Source organism: Nocardia sp. NPDC003693 (assembly GCF_053981095.1).
The window spans coordinates 99,025-115,331 of record NZ_JBSFNO010000001.1 but is presented as its reverse complement, the minus strand read 5'-3'; the positions used below and the strand labels follow the sequence as shown (position 1 = coordinate 115,331).

Below are 16,307 nucleotides of genomic sequence, written 5' to 3'. Positions count from 1 at the left end.
GAATACAGGTGATCGATCGATGAGCACGCCGACCACTCACCGGCCCACGCGTGTGCTGCGGGACAACATCGAGAATGTGCTGTTCGCGGCGATCCGCACGCTCGGCCGTTCGGTCGAACTCGCCTGCGGTGTGCTGGCCGGAGCGGTGCTCGACACCGTCCGCGGTCGGCTGCCGTGGCGTGAAACCTTGCGTCAGAGTTGGTATCTGGTGACGGTCACCGCGGTTCCCGCGATCCTGATGGCGATCCCGTTCGGTGTCATCGTCTCGGTACAGGTCGGCAACCTGATCGAACAACTCGGCGCCGATGCGCTCCTGGGCGCCGCGGGCGGGCTGGGCGTGATCAAACAGGGCGCTCCGATGGCCACCGGGTTCCTGCTCGGTGGCGCCGGGGCGGCCGCGATCGCCGCCGACCTGGGCGCCAGGACCATCCGTGAAGAGATCGACGCGATGATCATTCTCGGCGTGGACCCGGTACACCGGCTGGTCATTCCCCGTGTGGTCGCGATGCTGCTGGTCGCGCCCCTGCTGAACATTCTGATCATGGCAGTGGGTATCGCCGCCGGATACCTTGCGGCGGTGGCGGGTCGCGGTGTCACTCCGGGCAGCTACTGGGGCACCTTCGGTGCTTTCGTCACCACCACCGACGTCTGGATATCGATGGGTAAGGCCATGGTCTTCGGGTTCCTGGTCGTGCTGGTGGCCAGCCAGCGCGGACTCGAAGCCAAGGGCGGGCCCCGCGGGGTAGCCGACGCGGTCAATGCCGCGGTCGTACTGTCGGTGGCCTCGATCGTGCTGACGAACCTCGCGGTCACCCAGATCCTGAATCAGTTTCTGCCACAGAGGATCGCGTGATGGCCGCCGCCCCGTACCGCCACCGCCTGGCGGGCCCGGCACTGTCGATGAACCAGGCGCTGCTGGTGCGTCCGATCGAATCGTTCGGGTTCGTTCTCGGGTTCTGCTGGCAGGTGCTGAGCTCGGTCCCGTTCACCGTGATTCACTACCGCGACCAGACCCTGCGCGTGATCACCGACCTGACCTGGGGGCGAGGATCGGTGTTCGTAGGCGGCGGCACCGTACCGCTGCTGGCGGTACTGGGACTGGCGATGGGTGCGCTCACCGCGGTGGAATCGTTCACCACCTTGAACATGGTGGGGCTGGGTCCCCTGACCGGCATCGTGTCCTCGTTCGCCAGCACCCGGGAACTGGCGCCCATCGCGGCGGCGATCGGGTTCGCCGCCCAAGCCGGGTGCCGGATGACCGCCGAGATCGGCGCGCAGCGCATTTCCGAAGAGATCGATGCCCTCGAATCGATGGGTATCCGGTCGGTTCCGTTCGTGGTCACCACCCGCGTGCTGGCGGGCGCGGTCGCGATCGTGCCCACGTTCCTGATCACCCTGATCCTGAGCTACTTCGCGTGCCGACTGCTGATCACCACGGTTCATTCGCAGTCGGCCGGGGTGTACGACCACTATTTCCTGCAATTCGTCAGCGGCGCGGACATCGTCGCGGCCGTGGTCAAAACACTGATCTTCGGCATCGCCGTGATCATGATCCATTGCTACCAGGGGTATTTCGCCAGTGGCGGGCCCGAAGGAGTCGGCGCGGCCTCGGGGCGAGCGGTGCGAGCCAGCTTCGTCGCGATCATCGCGCTGAACATGGCTTTGAGCCTGCTGTTCTGGGGGTTCGAGTCAGGTATCGAATTCACCGGATGAGGAAGATGCCCCAGTACCTGATGCCCGGGGTCGTGATGACCCGCAAGAAATCGGTGAAGACCGGAGCAGCCGCGCTCACCGTGATCGTGGTGCTCGTCGCGGCATGGACGAGCGTGAACACCTCGACCACCGACGGCCGCATGCACATCGCGGTGCACACCGAACAACTCGCCGACGGCTTGGCCGCGGGAACGACCGTGCGGACCCGCGGGGTGGCCATCGGCGAGGTCGTCGATATCGAACCGTCCTCGTCCGGTCGGTTGCGGCTGGACTTGGCGTTGGAACGCTCGGCTCTGGTCGAACTGGACGACAGTCTCAGCGTCGAGTTCGCGCCGGCGAACCTGTTCGGTATCAGCGAAGTCGAACTCGCACCGGGACACGGTGGGTCGCCGCTGACATCGGGCGCCGTCGTCGACCTGACCGGTGAGCACGCCACCCGCGTGTACGACGCGACGCTGAGTGCGCTGCTGCGGGAGTTCTCCGAGGCCACCGGCCAGGTGCTCACCCCCCAGCTGAGCAACATGCTGCACCAGCTCTCGTACGGGGTCGGCGCGCTCACGCCGCTGCTGCGCACCGTCATCGCGCTCGCGCGCACCATGTCCGACACCCAGCGGCTTCCGGCGTCGTTGCTGGCCAACCAATTCGGGCACATGCTCACCGGCACAGGTGTATTCGCCTCGGCCACGGTCGAGGTGTTCGATTCCATCCGCTCCAACCAGCCACTGCGCCAGGACCGCCCGCACTTCGACGCGACCGTCAACGCCGTCGTCAACGACCTGCTCCCCGCCGCGGTGGCACTGGGCTCCTCCGGCGAGCGATACCTCGACCACTACATCGCCGCACTGGTACCGGCGCTGGCCACCGTGTCCGCGACCGTGCCGCACCCGACCCAATCCGCGGCGGAACTGCACGAGCTCCTGACCCGATTGCATCGCGTGTTCGCCGACGGTCCGACCGGGCCTGTCCTGCAGGCGTCGGTCGCGGTCCGAGGGGTGCCCGTCCTGGCGCAGTCGTTGTTCTCCGCCCTGCCCGCGACACCGGAAGGGCGGTGAACGAAGTGCTCAAACTCGCAGTGAAATTCGGTGCCTTCGCGGTCGTGATCGTGGCCCTGCTCGCGGGGATCGTGACCGCTATCGAGCGGCCGGTCCGTGACAGTACCGAGCGATACGAGTCGCTGTTCACCGATGCCAGCGGACTCAAAACCGGTGACGACGTACGCATGTTCGGTGTCGAGATCGGCAAGGTCGAATCCGTCGCACTCGACGGGTATCTCGCGCGGGTCGGGTTCACCGTCCAAACCGACCGCACCCTGTTCGACAACTCCCGGGTCGCGATCCGCTACAAGAACCTCACCGGCCAGCGGTATCTCGACATCCAGCAACCGGACACCGCCGGGAATCCGATCGCACCCGAAACGACGATCGACCCCACCCACACGGTGCCCTCCTTCGACGTCACGATCTTGTTCAACGGTTTGCGGCCGGTCCTGGCCGAGTTCTCCCCGGACGCGCTCAACCACCTGAGCCAGAGCCTGATCGCGGTCATCGAAGGAGACGGCGCCGGCATCGGACCGGCCTTGGATTCGCTGGCGGAGTTGAGCGGCTACGCCGCCGACCGCCAAGCGGTGCTCTCGACCCTGATCGGCAACCTCGCCCAGGTCTCGGAGCACCTGTCGGGCAAGTCACCGCAGACCGTGGTCCTGATGACCCAGCTGGCCAACCTTTTCGACGAACTCCAACGCAAAGTCGAAGGCGTCGTGGACTTCGCGATGACAGCACCGGCGATCATGGCACCGCTGGACAGCCTGCTGCAGACCCTCGGACTCACACCCAACGCCAACACCGACCTCGACAACCTGGTGCGCACCCTGTTCCCCAACCCCCAGGACGCCGCCCAGACGCTGGAACGGCTACCCGGATTGCTACAGTCGCTCACCGCCCACCAACCCAGTGCCACCTCGGCGCTGGATCTGGGATGCTCGCGCGGGAACGCCGAACTGCCCCTGCCGTTCTCGGTGCTGGTCGCCGGACAGCGTGTGGCGGTGTGCCGATGAACGCCACCGGAATCGGATCGGCCGAGCGGCAAGCCCGCCGGCAGTTGCGTCACGGCCTGCTGGGCATCGTCGTGATCGCGGTCGTGCTCGGCGCGGCCGGGCTGGTCTCGGTGCTGCCGATCGGCAGTCGCACCTACACCGCGCTGGTCACCGACGCACAATCGCTGTCGGTCGGTGACGGGGTCAGGGTGGCCGGCCTGCCGGTCGGGGAAGTCACCTCGCTCGAACTCGAACCGGACCATGTGCGTGTGGGCTTCACCGTTCAGGACTCGGTATTCGTGGGCCGCGAGTCGAGTATGCAGGTACGGATGCTCACCTTCGTGGGCGGACACTACATTGCGCTGACCCCGGCGGGTGAGGAACCGTTGGGCGAGAACGTGATTCCCGCCGACCGCGTCAGCCTGCCCTACAGCCTGGCACGGGTGTTCCAGGACGCGATCGCCCCGGTCAGCGCCCTGGACGGCACGTCGCTGCGCCGCAATCTCACCGACACCGCCGCGGCGCTGACCGCGGCCCCGGCGAGCCTGCGTCAGATGCTCGACGGGATAACCAGTTTCGTCGACGTGCTGGACCGGCAGAACTCTCAGATCTCCCAAACCTTGGCGATCGTCGACGAATACGCGGGATCGCTGGAACAGACCAAGACCCAGCTGGGCCGATTCGTGGTCAGCGTCAACAGACTCGAATCGATCGTGCTGGACAAACAGAGCGAGATGCGCGCCGCCGGAACGATGACCGTCAGCGTCGTGCAACGCATCGCCGGTCTCGAAGGAACCTACGCCGAAGCCCTCGAGCCGCTCATTCCCGCGTTGTCCCAGCTCGGGCCCGAACTCGCACAGCTGGCCGACCGGCTCGATCCGATGCTCGCCTCGATCCGCGCCCTGGTCTCGGGCACCGCGAATCTGCTCACCCCCCAAGGACTCGACATCGACCATTCCGCGCAGAGCGTGCCCTCCTCGGGACTGTGCGTGCCGGTACCCGGACGGGGATGCTGATGCTGGTGCGCCTGCTCGGATCACGAGCACTGATCTCCATCGCGGGAACCGTGATCATCGCCGTCCTCACCGTCGCCGGATACCTGCTCTACACCGGGCCCGCCCACAGCACGCGCACGTATTGCGCGATCATGCCCGACACGGTCGGGCTCTACCCGCACAGCACAGTGACACTGCGCGGGATTGCGGTCGGTGCCGTGCAAAAGATCACCTACCAAGGTGACTCGGTGCGTGTGGACTTCACCGTCGCCGACAATCACCGTCTCGGCGCGGAACTCTCGGCCACCACCGTCGCCGACAGCATCGTCGCGGACCGCGACCTGGCACTGTTGAGCGAGAACTCCGACACACCGTGGGATCCGGCGACCTGCATCACCCGCACCTTGACCCCCAAGAGCATGTCTCGGGCGTTGCAGGCACTCACCGACCTGTCACAGCAGCTGGGCGATTCCGAGGGGCAGGGCCCGGGTATCGGTGCCGCGTTGCGGACCCTCGATCAGGCGAGCACGGGAACCGGCGACCGGATCAACACCGTGATCACCACACTCGGTGCCGCCCTGAGCAACCCGGACGTCGGGATCGCCCGGCTCGGGCGCATCATCGACGCCCTGTCGTCGCTGGCCGCCAGCGCCAACCGCGGATGGACCGACGTCGGTGCGATGTTCACCAGATTCTCGGCGACCTTCCAGGTCCTGGACAATCAACTCTTCCCCATGGTTGTCGAACTCGGCGACGCCCTGCGCCGGGTCCTGCCGATGCTCAACGACCTGAGCATGCTGGCCGGCGGGCAACTGGTTCGCGGACTCGACGCGCTCGTCCCGCTCCTGCACTGGGCCAGCGTCAACGTCGGTGGCATGCAGGAGATCCTGCAGATGATCCCCGCACTGGCCGGCGGCTTCAGCAACGTCGTCGATCCCGACAGCGGAGCGATCACCGTCCACTACGCGGCCCCGCGAATCGCGTTGAACGCCACCGACGCCGCCCCGGTGTGTGCCGCGTTGCAGGCACTGCGTCCGGGCCTGTGCGACCCCTCGGCGGCAACACCTCACATCGACCTGGCCCAACTCGTACTCGGATCGGCGGTGACACGATGAGCACCCGATCTCATCTGACAATGGGCGCGGTACTGGCCGCCACCCTCGTGGTGTCGGCGTGCGGATTCGATCCGGCCACCATCCCGGTCCCGGGAACCCGGATCCAGGGGCCGACCTATCGGGTGCAAGCCCAGTTCACCGACGTTCTCAATCTGCCCGCACAAGCCAAGGTATTCGCCAACGGCGCGCAGATCGGCACGGTCGCAGCGGTTTCCATCATCGACCCGGTCACCACCCCCACCTTCGTCCCGGGCTACGCCGTGGTCGAGCTGCGTCTGCGCGAGTCGGTCCGGTTGCCCGCCACCACCCGCGCCGAGCTCCGCCAGCAGACCGTGCTGGGCGATATCAACGTCACGCTGATACCACCGCCCGTGGCGACAAGCCCGGCGCTGGCCGACGGCGCGAGCATCCCGCTGACCCGGACCCGCGCGGCCAACCAGGTCGAAGACACCATGGCGATCCTGGCCACGTTCATCAACGGCGGCTCGATCGATCGATTCCAGGACCTGGTCCGCGACCTCGATTCCGCACTGCCACAACAGATCACCGACACCGAACGAGCCGCACGGAACATCGCGGTCAACGCCGACGATCTGGCCGCGAACCTCGATGACGTCGATGTGTTCCTCACCGGGCTCACCGACGTCACCACCGACGCCGCACGCTCGGCGCCGCTGGCCGCTGACATCCTCACCGACACCGAGGTACGTCAGCTCGTCGACGCGGTGTCCTCGCTGATCAACGCACTGGGCCTCTTCGGCAGAATCGCCGAGATCAGCCGAGCCCTGACCTGGTTGGCCCCCGCCCTGCAGGGCGCCGATGACGCGGCCAGGGCGGTGATGCCGATGCTGTTCACCTCGCGTCCGTTCGACCTGAACGCGCCCTCGAATCTGAACCTGATCACCGCACTGCTGCGCGACAAGATCATTCCGTGGGTGCGGTACGGACCGGCGGTGAACCTGCGGTCGGTCACCGTGGACGATGGCGCGAATCCGCAGCCCTCGACGCAGGACCAGGTCGATGTCGTGCTGCAGACCCTGCGCATGCTCGGAGCCGTCCGGTGACCCGCGGAACATGGGCTTCCCTGCTCGGAATCGCCACGGTGTTCGTGGTCGGCAGCGCGTACCTGACGGTGTCGATCGCGCAGATCGACCCGTTCGAGCAACGCACCACGGTGACGATGCTGCTCGAACGGTCGGGGTCACTGGCCGAAGGCTCCCCGGTGCTGCTGCGCGGCATCGACGTGGGCGAAGTCGAGCGCATCGACTACACGGGCCGGCGCGTGAAAGTGGCTCTGCGACTGCGCGGTCACCCGCAGATCCCGGTCACCAGCGCAGTGCGTATCGAGACACTGTCGGCGCTGGGCGAGCCGTACATCGAGTTCAGCCCCGAGTCCGCAACCGGCCCGTTCCTGCGGGACGGACAAGAACTCGACACCCGTCAGGTGAGCGAGCCGCTGTCACTGTCACAGGCGGCACGCTCACTCACGCACCTGCTCTCCGAACTCGACCCGGCCGTCATCGCCTCCCTGACCGGCACCCTCGACCGCGCCCTCGATGGAACCGATTCGGTGACTCCGACTCTGAGCCGCGCGACCGAACTGCTCAGCGCCACCCTGATCGCGCGGATGCCTCAACTCGAACAACTCATGAAGGACTTGCAGGACATGGGCGGGGACATGGAATGGTTCGAACCGTCGGCCGTGTCGGCGGCACCGCTGTGGACATTGTTCGCGCAACGCTTCAGCGAGATCGTCGACTCGCTGGCCGGCATATCGAACGTCGGCGACACCCCGGCCATGTATCTCGAAGGCGACGGACTCGTCCCCGTGCTTGAACGCACGACGGCCTGGCTCGACGAACACGGCCCCGAACTCGCGCGCCTGGCCCCCGTACTGGCCCCGTTGGCCGGCACACCGTCGTCGGCGTCGATCGACCTCGGAGCCCTGATCTCACAAGCGCTCGCCGCAGTCGGCACCGACGACACCGTGCACTTGCGTATCACCCTGAAGTAACCGGAGGACCCCATGGCCGATCTCGCCACACTCACCGAAGACACCGATTCCGAACCTGATTCGGCGGCCACCGTGCCTCGCAAAGGTGTCGTGGTCGTGTCGAAAAACACCCTGCTGCTGGCGATCGCCTGCGCGGCGCTGGTGGTGGTCGCCGCGGTCTTGGCGGTGTTCCTAGTGAGCGCCCGCGACGATCTCGCGGCCGAGCGCACCGCCGCCGCGGATCGCGACCGTGCCGAGCAGCTCGCTCGGGACTACGCCGTCGGCGCGGCCACGGTCGACTTCCAGAATTTGGATGCGTGGCTGGGCAGTCTCAAGGCCGGGACGGCAAGCCAGTTGGCGGCCAAGTTCGATGCGACCGCACCCACGTTGAAAGAAATTCTGGTGCCGCTGCGCTGGCATTCGAGCGCGTCACCGATCGCGGCGACGACCTCGTCGGAGAACGCCGGCGTGTATGTGGTGCACACCTTTGTCACGGTGACTTCGACCAGCGCCCAGGCCGCCGAGGCCAACCAGACAACGGTCACCTACACGGTGACCTTGGACAAGAACGACGGCTGGAAGATTATCGATGTCGGTGGGCTCGACGGGGTGATGCCTACGGGCGCGAAGTAGCGCACACACATGAAATGCCCTCGCGTCGAATGGAAATCGACGCGAGGGCGGGCTGTTCAGGTTCTCGGCGATGTCGTGTGTCCCGCCGGGAACTGTTGTGCAAGGGCAGTGTCGACCTCCCACGGCGCAGCGCCTTGCTCTCGATCTGCACCGGGGACCGGACCGGCGTAATGGATGGTCAGCGTGTGAGCCGGTCCAGGTATGCGCGGCGCGAGTCGGCTTCGAAGCGCCCTGGATCAGGTCCGACGAAACGGCGCTTTATCGCGTTGAGTGCGGTTTCGGGAACTCCCTGCTCGATCGCGCCGATCGGAGCGAGCCAGCGTGGGACGGTGACCTCCGCGCGCCGGTGACGCACGGTGTCGACGATGGCTCGGCCGACTTGATCGGGTTCGAGGGTGGGTTGCAGGCTCAGGTTCACCCCCGAGGTGAGTTCGGTGTGCACCGCGGCGGGCATCACCGTGGTGATACTCACGCCGGTCCCGACGAGTTCGGCACGCACAGCCCGGGAGAGCGCCGCGACGGCAAATTTGGACGCGCAATACACCGCCACACCCGGCGTGGTGACCTTGGCTGCCATCGACGCGACGTTGACGATGTGCCCGCGCCCGCGGTCCACCATGCCCGGCAGAGCCAGGCTCATGCCGTTCACCACACCACCGACATTGATGGCCAGTTCGCGATGGTGCCCGGCGAGATCGAGCTCGAGGAAGGGGCTCAGGCGCATGATCCCCGCGTTGTTGACCAGAACGTCGACCGGACCGCTTCGCCCCGCGAGGTTCAGAAACTCGGTGAAGCTGGCGGGGTCGGTGACATCCAGTAGCGCTGCGTCGCAGCCGATTTCGTCGGCTGTCGCGCGCGCCACGTCGATGTCTATGTCGCCGATCCAGACTCGAGCGCCACGTGCGGCCAGTGCGGCGGCGGTCGCACGTCCGATTCCGCGGCCACCGCCGGTGACGCAGGCGACGGCGCCGTCGAGGCGGATCACAGCTGCACCTCGCGCTGCGGCGTGCGCATCGCGAAGTAGCTGACAACACGGGATTCGTTGCTACGCAGGGTCAGCAGTGCGCGTCCCAGATACACCCCGGGGACCAATTCGACGATCTCGTCGCGGACTCGGTCCATGGGAAACAGCGGTCCGATCGGGTTGCCGAGTTCGGGTGCGGTGTAGGTGACCGCGGCGACCTGTACGAACGGCGCGAGTGCGGCGCGCTCGATGCGGTACTCGAACCGAATTCCGTTGTACACCGTGCCCGTTCGCTGCCAGCCACGATATCGGGGAAGCAGAGCGCGCAGTGCCAGGTAGGCGTTGCGATTCATGCGGTTGTTTCCGGTCCCGGTCCGGGCGTCGAACCTCTTGCCCACCCAGCCCGGCTCCAGCGCGATGATTGGGTTGGCCAGCGCCAGTGCCGGCAACCCGAACAGCTTGCCGGCGACGATGCCGTCGTAGTCGCCGTCCAGCGCGGGCGGTGTGCCCCGGGAGAACAGTGCCGAGAGCAGGTCGCGATCGTTGGCATCGGAAGCCAGGGACAGATACTCCCAGCATGCTAGGGCCGCGCGTGCGGGGGCCGTGTCGGCGAGTTCGCGCAGTTCGGTGAGCAGTGATGTGGTGGCCGGCGGTGCGGCCGCGGAGATGGACATGAGCTATTCCTTTGCGAGGGTGGGGCGTTGGTTCAGGCGGCGGCGGTGGGTGATACCGGCCGCGCGTGCTTGCGCGCGAACCGGCTGATCACCGCGACGGCTTCACTGCTTTCGGGCAGGTACGGAAATATGACGGGGAACGCGTGGATCTGGCCGTGCCAGATGTGCAGCTCGACCGGGACGTTGGCCGCGGCGAGCCGGGCGGCCATGACTTCGGCGTCCAAGCGCAGGAACTCGTCGTCGCAACACAGCAAGAGCGTCGGCGGCAGGGTTTCGAGCTTCCCGTTGACCGGGGACAACTCCGGATCCACCCGTCCCTGTCGGGCGCAGCCCAACTCCGCGATGCGGGTGAACGCGGACGCGGGCAGGTAGGCCTCGGTGGCAGCGTTGCGGTGTGCGAGCTTGGTGGTCAGATCCAGATCGAGCCAGGCGCTGATGGCGATCACCGCGGCCGGTGCGGGAAGCCCGGCCGCCGGCGCTCGCAGCGCGGTGTTCACTGCCAGCAAGCCCCCGGCGGAATCGCCGGCGAAGACCACCGATTCCGGTGCGGCACCGCGCCCGAGCAGCCACCGGTAGGACGCGAGGCAGTCGCTCATCGATTCGGGCACCGTGGCTGCCGGCAGATATCGGTACCGGACCTGGACCACGGGAAGTCCGGTGTGCTGCGACAGCAGCGCGGCGAGCCGGCGGTGAGTACGGAATCCTCCGGCGACGAATCCGCCGCCGTGGAAGTAGAGGACCGCGCCACGCTGGAAGTCGGGGGCGACTCCCGCCGCTCGGATGATCTCGCACCGGATGTTTCCCGCGGTGGTGGCCTCGATGTCGACGGGCGTCCGCACAGGTAGAAGGCGCGCGCCGAGATCGACCAGGGGAGCGGTGCGGAACAGTGACGCTCCGATCGGAAGTTGCCGAAGCACCGGGCGAACGGCTGCCCTTACCAACGACGTGGCGAGCCGGGATTGCGGGCTGGGGCTTCGACGCGCACCGCTGCCGGTGTGGTGATGGGGCAGGGGGAGGGTGGTCATCCGAATCGCCTTTCTGGCTGTTCCGGGTGGAGCCGGGGAGCGGGTGCGGACACCGCGTTTCGACACCGACCTGATGATGAATCATATGATTCATGTTGAATCATATGATGTCAATAGGCCGATGTCGGGCCGCCCGTCACTCGATAGCGAATGAGAGGATCTGCTCATGGACTCTCCGAAAAAGTGGCGCGGCCAGACGCTCGTGGACCGCTCCCTGGATCGGCGCGAGCAGATGCTCGACGCCGGCGAGGAACTCCTGGGCACCGGAGGCGCGGCGGCGGTGACGATGCGCGCGGTGATCAGGCAGGTCAACCTGAGTCCCCGCTACTTCTACGAAACCTTCGACTCGCGCGAGGATCTCATCGTCGCCGTCTACGACCGCGTCGAGCTGCGCCTGTTCGAGCGCATGCAACCGGTACGCACCGACGCCGGCCTGCGTGTCGCGATCAGATCGATCTTCGAGATCTGCGCCGCGTACTTCGAGGAGGATCCACGTCGTGCGCGCATACTCCTGCGCGAACCCCTCGCGGACGACACCCTGCGACGTCATGGGTCCGATCGCGCGCCGGCATTCCTGCGGATGCTGGTACCCCTGCTCGGCGCCGAGGCGGGCGCGGTCACTCCACAAACCGACGAGGATGTGGCGCTCGCGGCCACGGCCTTGAGCGGCGCTCTGATTTCCCTCTATCTCGATTGGGTCGACGGGCGACTGCTCGTCGATCGCGATCGCCTGGCCGACACCGCCGTGGAGGTCGTCTTCGCCCTGCTGGACGCTGCGCAGCGGCACTCCTGACCGATCGGTCCTTGACAACGGGCGGCATCAAGTTGAATCATCCGTTTCAACTTGAAGCAGTCGATGCTTCTTTGTTGTCGATAGAAGGACGTGTTCATGACCGCCGAGACAGCTCCCCGCGGCACCCGCTCCCGTTCGGTCCGGCCGGACCGGCACATCGTCGTCATCGGAGCGGGGCTATCCGGTGTCGGCATGGCAATCACGCTGCGCCGCAAGGGATTCACCGACTTCGTCGTGCTCGAACGGGGGAACGACGTCGGCGGAGTATGGCGCGACAACGTCTATCCCGGCGTCGGCGCCGATGTGCCTTCGTTCAGCTATCAGTTCTCGTTCGAGAAGAACCCACGATGGTCACGCCTGTTCCCGAAAGGCTGGGAGATCAAGCAGTACATCGATCACTGCGTCGAGAAATACGACATCGGACCGCATATCGAACTCGGCACCGAGGTCCTCGAAAGACGCTGGTCCGAAGAGGATCGCCTATGGCACCTGCGAACCAACCGCGGCGAGATCACTGCCAGATTCGTCATCGGAGCCCTGGGTCCGTTCGTCAACGCGCGTACCCCCACCATCGCGGGCCTCGACGATTTCACCGGTACCGTCATGCAATCGCAGCACTGGGATCATGACTGCGATCTGGAGGGCAAGAGAGTCGCGGTCATCGGCACCGGCGCCAGCGCTGTGCAGTTGGTGCCCGTGGTCGCCGAACATGCGAAACATCTGACGGTTTTCCAGCGCCGACCGATTTATGTGCTTCCCAAACTCGATGTGCCCATCCCCGCTCCCGTGCAACGCGCGATCGAGGCCGTGCCCGGAGCGCAGAGCGCGTTGCGGCTGGCCTTCACCGCCCAGGTCGAAGTCCTGTTGGTGGCCGTAGCCGCGTACGGGACATCGGTAGCACCCCTGGCGCGTGGGCTGGCCGCTACCAGCCGCGCCCTGCTCTTCGCTCAGGTCAGAGATCCCGAGATTCGTGAAAAACTCACTCCCGATTACGATTTCGGCTGCAAGAGGCCCAGTGTCTCCAACGCCTGGTACCGAACCTTCGCCCGGGACAACGTCAGCCTCGTCACCGAATCCATCGAGCGGATCACCCCGCGCGGGATTCGCACGAAGGACGGGACCGAACACGACATCGATATCCTGGTGCTGGCCACCGGATTTCACTTCGCGCACGAACCTATCAACTATCGGCGCGCGCCGATCTCCACCAGCGACGGATTCGATCTCGCCGACTTCTACGAAAACGAACCGCTGCAGTCCTACGAAGGGGTCAGTCTCCCGCAGCTGCCCAACGCCTTCACGCTGTTCGGGCCCTACTCGTGGTCCGGCAGCTCCTACCACCTGATGGTCGAGAACCAGGCCAATCACATCGCACGAGTCCTGATCGAAGCCAAGTCGCGCGGCGCCGACCGGGTGGCGGTACGTGCCGAAGCGAACGCCCGCTTCCTGCGTTTCGTTCGCAGCCGTGCGCAGAGCTCCCTACTCGCGGTGAGCAATTGCGATTCGGCCAACAGCTACTACTTCGACCACCACGGCGACTTCAGCTCGCTGCGCCCGACCACCGGCCTGCAGGCCTGGTGGACGAGCCGAACCTTCCCGCTCGACGACTACACGTACGAGTGATCTCCCGGCGGGATCCAGGGGCTGTCAGCCAAATAGTCCGTGGTGACACGAGTTGGCACGGCATGCATACGGACCGCGAACCGCGTATTGACATCACCTGATTCCAGAGGAATCATGTGATTCCAGTTAGGGGCTGTCCGCCCGCGCCGGAGAGAAGGAATCGACATGTTCGACGAGGAAGAGTTCCAGAAGGCGCTCGCACGCCCACGCCTGTCGCGACCCGCGCCGGAGTTCCTGGACTCCAATCGCGCGGTCCCGATCCGCGCGCTGTCCGAGCCCGAACTGCAGGCGTCCACCAAGCAGTGGTTCGCGGACTTCGCGGTCAAGCTCGACTACCTGAGTGAGCGGCACGACAGGGACCTGTCGTGGATCATGGTGTGGGCCAAGAAGTATTGGTGGAGCTTCCTGGTCCGCGACATGAGCATCAACGACGAGCTCTACGCCCAGGACATCCGCTACACCGACGTCACCACGTTCGGGCGCACCATCGTCGGCATCGACGAGTTCGTCAAATACAACTTCGCGTTCTTCGACGCCATCCCGGACTGGCGCTACGACCCGCTCCCGGACCAGGTCTACATCGACGTTCAGCCCGACGGCACCGTCCGCACCGTGATCCGCTACATCGGCAGTGGGCACTGGAGCGGGCCGCTGCGGCTGTACCCGTACGACCAGAACTCACCGACGATCTACGGCACCGGCCGTTTCATCCAGGCGCCGGCGGTGGACCGCTACCACTTCAACCAGGACGGCCTGATGGAAGAGGGCGAGACCCTCTACGACTTCCTCGATGGCGTCCAGCGCGCGGGAATTCTCCCGCGCGATGACAGCTGGCCCTTCCGGACACTGATGGCGGCCTCCAAGATTCCGGCGGTCACCAAGCGAATCGGCGAACGAATCCGCAAGTAGCCCGGTCTGATTCCGGGCGCGCGCCTCCGATGCGCCCGGACACAACCGTTTCCGAAGTGACCGACGACCGACGACCGAGGCTGCGATGACCTGGACTCCCGCGTGTATCCCCGATCAGAACGGGCGCGTGGCGGTGGTGACGGGCGCGAACGGTGGCCTCGGATACGAGACCACCTACCGGCTCGCCGCTCGCGGCGCGCACGTGGTGATGGCGGTTCGCAACCAGCGCAAGGCAGAAGCTGCCCGCGCTGCGCTGTTGTCGACGCTCCCGGCCGCGACGGTCGAGATACTTCCCCTCGATCTCGCCAGCCAGGCATCGGTACACCATGCAGCGCAAACCCTGACCGCCACGCACCGAAAGATCGACCTGCTGATCAACAACGCCGGCGTGATGGGAACGGCCGAAGCCCACACCGTCGACGGCTACGAACAGCAACTGGGGGTCGACCACCTCGGGCACTGGACTCTCACCGCGTTGCTGATGCCGGCACTACTGCGCGCCAGAGGATCTCGCGTGGTCACCGTGACCAGCATGGCCCGCTGGATCGGGAGTCCGCTCGATCCGCAGAACGTCCATCTGCGCGGAAACTATGGCCCGTGGCGGGCTTACGGTCAGGCCAAGCTCGCGAACTATCACTTCGGGCTCGGCCTCCAGCAGGTCTTCGACAATGCGGGAGTCGGCAGCGCGAGCGTCATCGCCCATCCCGGTGCCGCGAGAACGGACTTGACAGCAACCAGCGTTCGCTCCTCGGAACATGGTGTTTCCCAGCGGCTTCTGGATCTGGCGACCCACGCGGTAGGGATGCGGCCGGCCGACGGTGCGGGCCCGCAGCTGCGGGCCGCGACCGATCCGGCAGTGCGGGGAGGACAGTTGTGCGCTCCGCTGTTCGTCGCGAGAGGGCCGGCGGTCCCACGCCATGTGAGCAGGAGCCAGAAGACTCTCGAGGCCATCCGTGTCTTGTGGCGGGTCTCCGAAAACGAAACCGGGATCGGGATCGACCTGCCAACACGCGGGAGGTGGCTACCGCGAGATCCGCGATAGCCACCCTCCGGTTTCGCCTAGCGATCAGGGCGTGACCCGGTCCCTACCTTCTACTTCGCGGGCGGGGTGAACGGCTGGTTGATGGTCGTGAAGTACTGCACCGCAGCCAGAATCGCCACCGGCGCGGTGATGAAGATCTGGCCGGCCACGGTGCCGATGAAGCCGGTCGCGGCCGCGCCGATGAGGCAACCGGCGACGGGGCCCGCGCCGAACATCGTGGCCAGGGCACCGGTCAGGGCCGTGCCGGCGATGCCGCCCGCGACGCAGCCCAGGGCCGCGCCGCCGATGCCGCCGACCACGGTGGCGATGCTGGCGCCGAGGGAGATGGTGCTGGTCATGCGCGACCACGCGGCCACTTCGCGATCGTATTCGGTCTTCCACGGCGCCACGTTCTCGTACGGCAGCGCGACCGGCTTGTAGACAGCGCGCGCGATGTCGAACTTCGGCGTCAGGGTGGCGGTGCGGTCGGTGATCTCGGCGGCGATCGGGAAGACGAAATCGTCCACCCGGAAGTTCAATTCGGTGCCCGCGACGGTCGCGCCGTTGGCGGCCTTGACCTTGAAGACGCCGTCCTCGACGACCATGGAACCGGCATCGGTTCGGATGATCGTGTTCGTTTCGGTGTTGGTCGCCGAGTAGTTGATCACATCGGCGGTGGCGGGCTCAGGGGCGGCGCCCGCAGACCCGGTGGCGGCGGCGAGGGCCGCGACGATCAATCCCGCGGTCAGGTGCGCGCGGGCTCGGGTGATTGTCCTCATCGGTATTCCTTGTTCTCGGTGTCAGCGTGCCGGGCGTG

Annotated in this window: 17 protein-coding genes; 13 read left to right on the top strand and 4 right to left on the bottom strand. The window is 66.3% G+C overall.

Annotated elements, in window-relative coordinates; translation table 11 throughout:
• Positions 1-19: 19 nt before the first annotated feature.
• From ACWDOP_RS00660 to ACWDOP_RS00620, 9 genes are read left to right on the top strand one after another with little or no spacing between them, the layout of a single operon-like run.
• Positions 20-853, top strand: a complete 834-nt coding sequence (locus ACWDOP_RS00660) for an MlaE family ABC transporter permease (protein ID WP_456343252.1) — start codon at positions 20-22, stop codon at positions 851-853.
• 47 nt (positions 854-900) lie between these two features.
• On the top strand, positions 901-1,713 hold the full coding sequence (locus ACWDOP_RS00655) for an ABC transporter permease (protein ID WP_456343815.1): 813 nt from the start codon (positions 901-903) through the stop codon (positions 1,711-1,713).
• Entirely contained in the window at positions 1,710-2,765 is a 1,056-nt protein-coding gene (locus ACWDOP_RS00650; RefSeq protein WP_456343251.1) for an MlaD family protein, read from the top strand. The genes ACWDOP_RS00655 and ACWDOP_RS00650 overlap by 4 nt, the downstream gene beginning before the upstream one ends.
• 5 nt (positions 2,766-2,770) lie before the next feature.
• Positions 2,771-3,766: an MlaD family protein gene (locus ACWDOP_RS00645; protein WP_456343250.1), complete on the top strand. Its 996-nt coding sequence runs from the start codon at positions 2,771-2,773 to the stop codon at positions 3,764-3,766.
• The gene (locus ACWDOP_RS00640; protein ID WP_456343249.1) at positions 3,763-4,761 is read left to right on the top strand and encodes an MlaD family protein; all 999 of its coding nucleotides are present in this window, start codon (positions 3,763-3,765) and stop codon (positions 4,759-4,761) included. The genes ACWDOP_RS00645 and ACWDOP_RS00640 overlap by 4 nt, the downstream gene beginning before the upstream one ends.
• On the top strand, positions 4,755-5,855 hold the full coding sequence (locus tag ACWDOP_RS00635) for an MlaD family protein (protein ID WP_456343248.1): 1,101 nt from the start codon (positions 4,755-4,757) through the stop codon (positions 5,853-5,855). The genes ACWDOP_RS00640 and ACWDOP_RS00635 overlap by 7 nt, the downstream gene beginning before the upstream one ends.
• On the top strand, positions 5,852-6,919 hold the full coding sequence (locus ACWDOP_RS00630) for an MlaD family protein (RefSeq protein ID WP_456343247.1): 1,068 nt from the start codon (positions 5,852-5,854) through the stop codon (positions 6,917-6,919). Before ACWDOP_RS00635 ends, ACWDOP_RS00630 begins: the two co-directional genes overlap by 4 nt.
• A gap of 44 nt (positions 6,920-6,963) precedes the next feature.
• Complete coding sequence (locus tag ACWDOP_RS00625; protein ID WP_456343246.1) at positions 6,964-7,869, top strand: MlaD family protein; 906 nt, start codon at positions 6,964-6,966, stop codon at positions 7,867-7,869.
• 12 nt (positions 7,870-7,881) lie between these two features.
• Positions 7,882-8,481 (top strand): hypothetical protein, encoded by a 600-nt coding sequence (locus ACWDOP_RS00620; protein ID WP_456343245.1) that lies wholly within the window; start codon positions 7,882-7,884, stop codon positions 8,479-8,481.
• Between the two features lie 178 nt (positions 8,482-8,659).
• Here ACWDOP_RS00620 and ACWDOP_RS00615 read toward each other — a convergent pair whose 3' ends face one another.
• From ACWDOP_RS00615 to ACWDOP_RS00605, 3 genes are read right to left on the bottom strand one after another with little or no spacing between them, the layout of a single operon-like run.
• Entirely contained in the window at positions 8,660-9,466 is an 807-nt protein-coding gene (locus ACWDOP_RS00615; protein ID WP_456343244.1) for an SDR family oxidoreductase, read from the bottom strand.
• Positions 9,463-10,119, bottom strand: coding sequence for a hypothetical protein (locus ACWDOP_RS00610; protein WP_456343243.1), 657 nt, complete (start codon positions 10,117-10,119; stop codon positions 9,463-9,465). The genes ACWDOP_RS00615 and ACWDOP_RS00610 overlap by 4 nt, the downstream gene beginning before the upstream one ends.
• A gap of 32 nt (positions 10,120-10,151) precedes the next feature.
• On the bottom strand, positions 10,152-10,958 hold the full coding sequence (locus ACWDOP_RS00605) for an alpha/beta hydrolase fold domain-containing protein (protein WP_456343242.1): 807 nt from the start codon (positions 10,956-10,958) through the stop codon (positions 10,152-10,154).
• Positions 10,959-11,310: 352 nt separating this feature from the next.
• On the opposite strand from ACWDOP_RS00605, the gene ACWDOP_RS00600 reads away from it, so the two are divergent.
• The 4 genes from ACWDOP_RS00600 (at position 11,311) to ACWDOP_RS00585 (ending at position 15,511) form a co-directional block, all read left to right on the top strand.
• A complete protein-coding gene (locus ACWDOP_RS00600) occupies positions 11,311-11,937 on the top strand; it encodes a TetR/AcrR family transcriptional regulator (protein WP_456343241.1) in 627 nt (208 codons plus the stop codon).
• 96 nt (positions 11,938-12,033) lie between these two features.
• Positions 12,034-13,560, top strand: a complete 1,527-nt coding sequence (locus tag ACWDOP_RS00595; protein ID WP_456343240.1) for a flavin-containing monooxygenase — start codon at positions 12,034-12,036, stop codon at positions 13,558-13,560.
• Between the two features lie 165 nt (positions 13,561-13,725).
• Entirely contained in the window at positions 13,726-14,469 is a 744-nt protein-coding gene (locus ACWDOP_RS00590) for a nuclear transport factor 2 family protein (RefSeq protein WP_454207134.1), read from the top strand.
• Between the two features lie 85 nt (positions 14,470-14,554).
• A complete protein-coding gene (locus ACWDOP_RS00585; RefSeq protein WP_456343239.1) occupies positions 14,555-15,511 on the top strand; it encodes an oxidoreductase in 957 nt (318 codons plus the stop codon).
• A 50-nt stretch (positions 15,512-15,561) separates the two neighbouring features.
• Here ACWDOP_RS00585 and ACWDOP_RS00580 read toward each other — a convergent pair whose 3' ends face one another.
• Entirely contained in the window at positions 15,562-16,269 is a 708-nt protein-coding gene (locus tag ACWDOP_RS00580) for a hypothetical protein (RefSeq protein ID WP_456343238.1), read from the bottom strand.
• Positions 16,270-16,307: the final 38 nt, after the last annotated feature.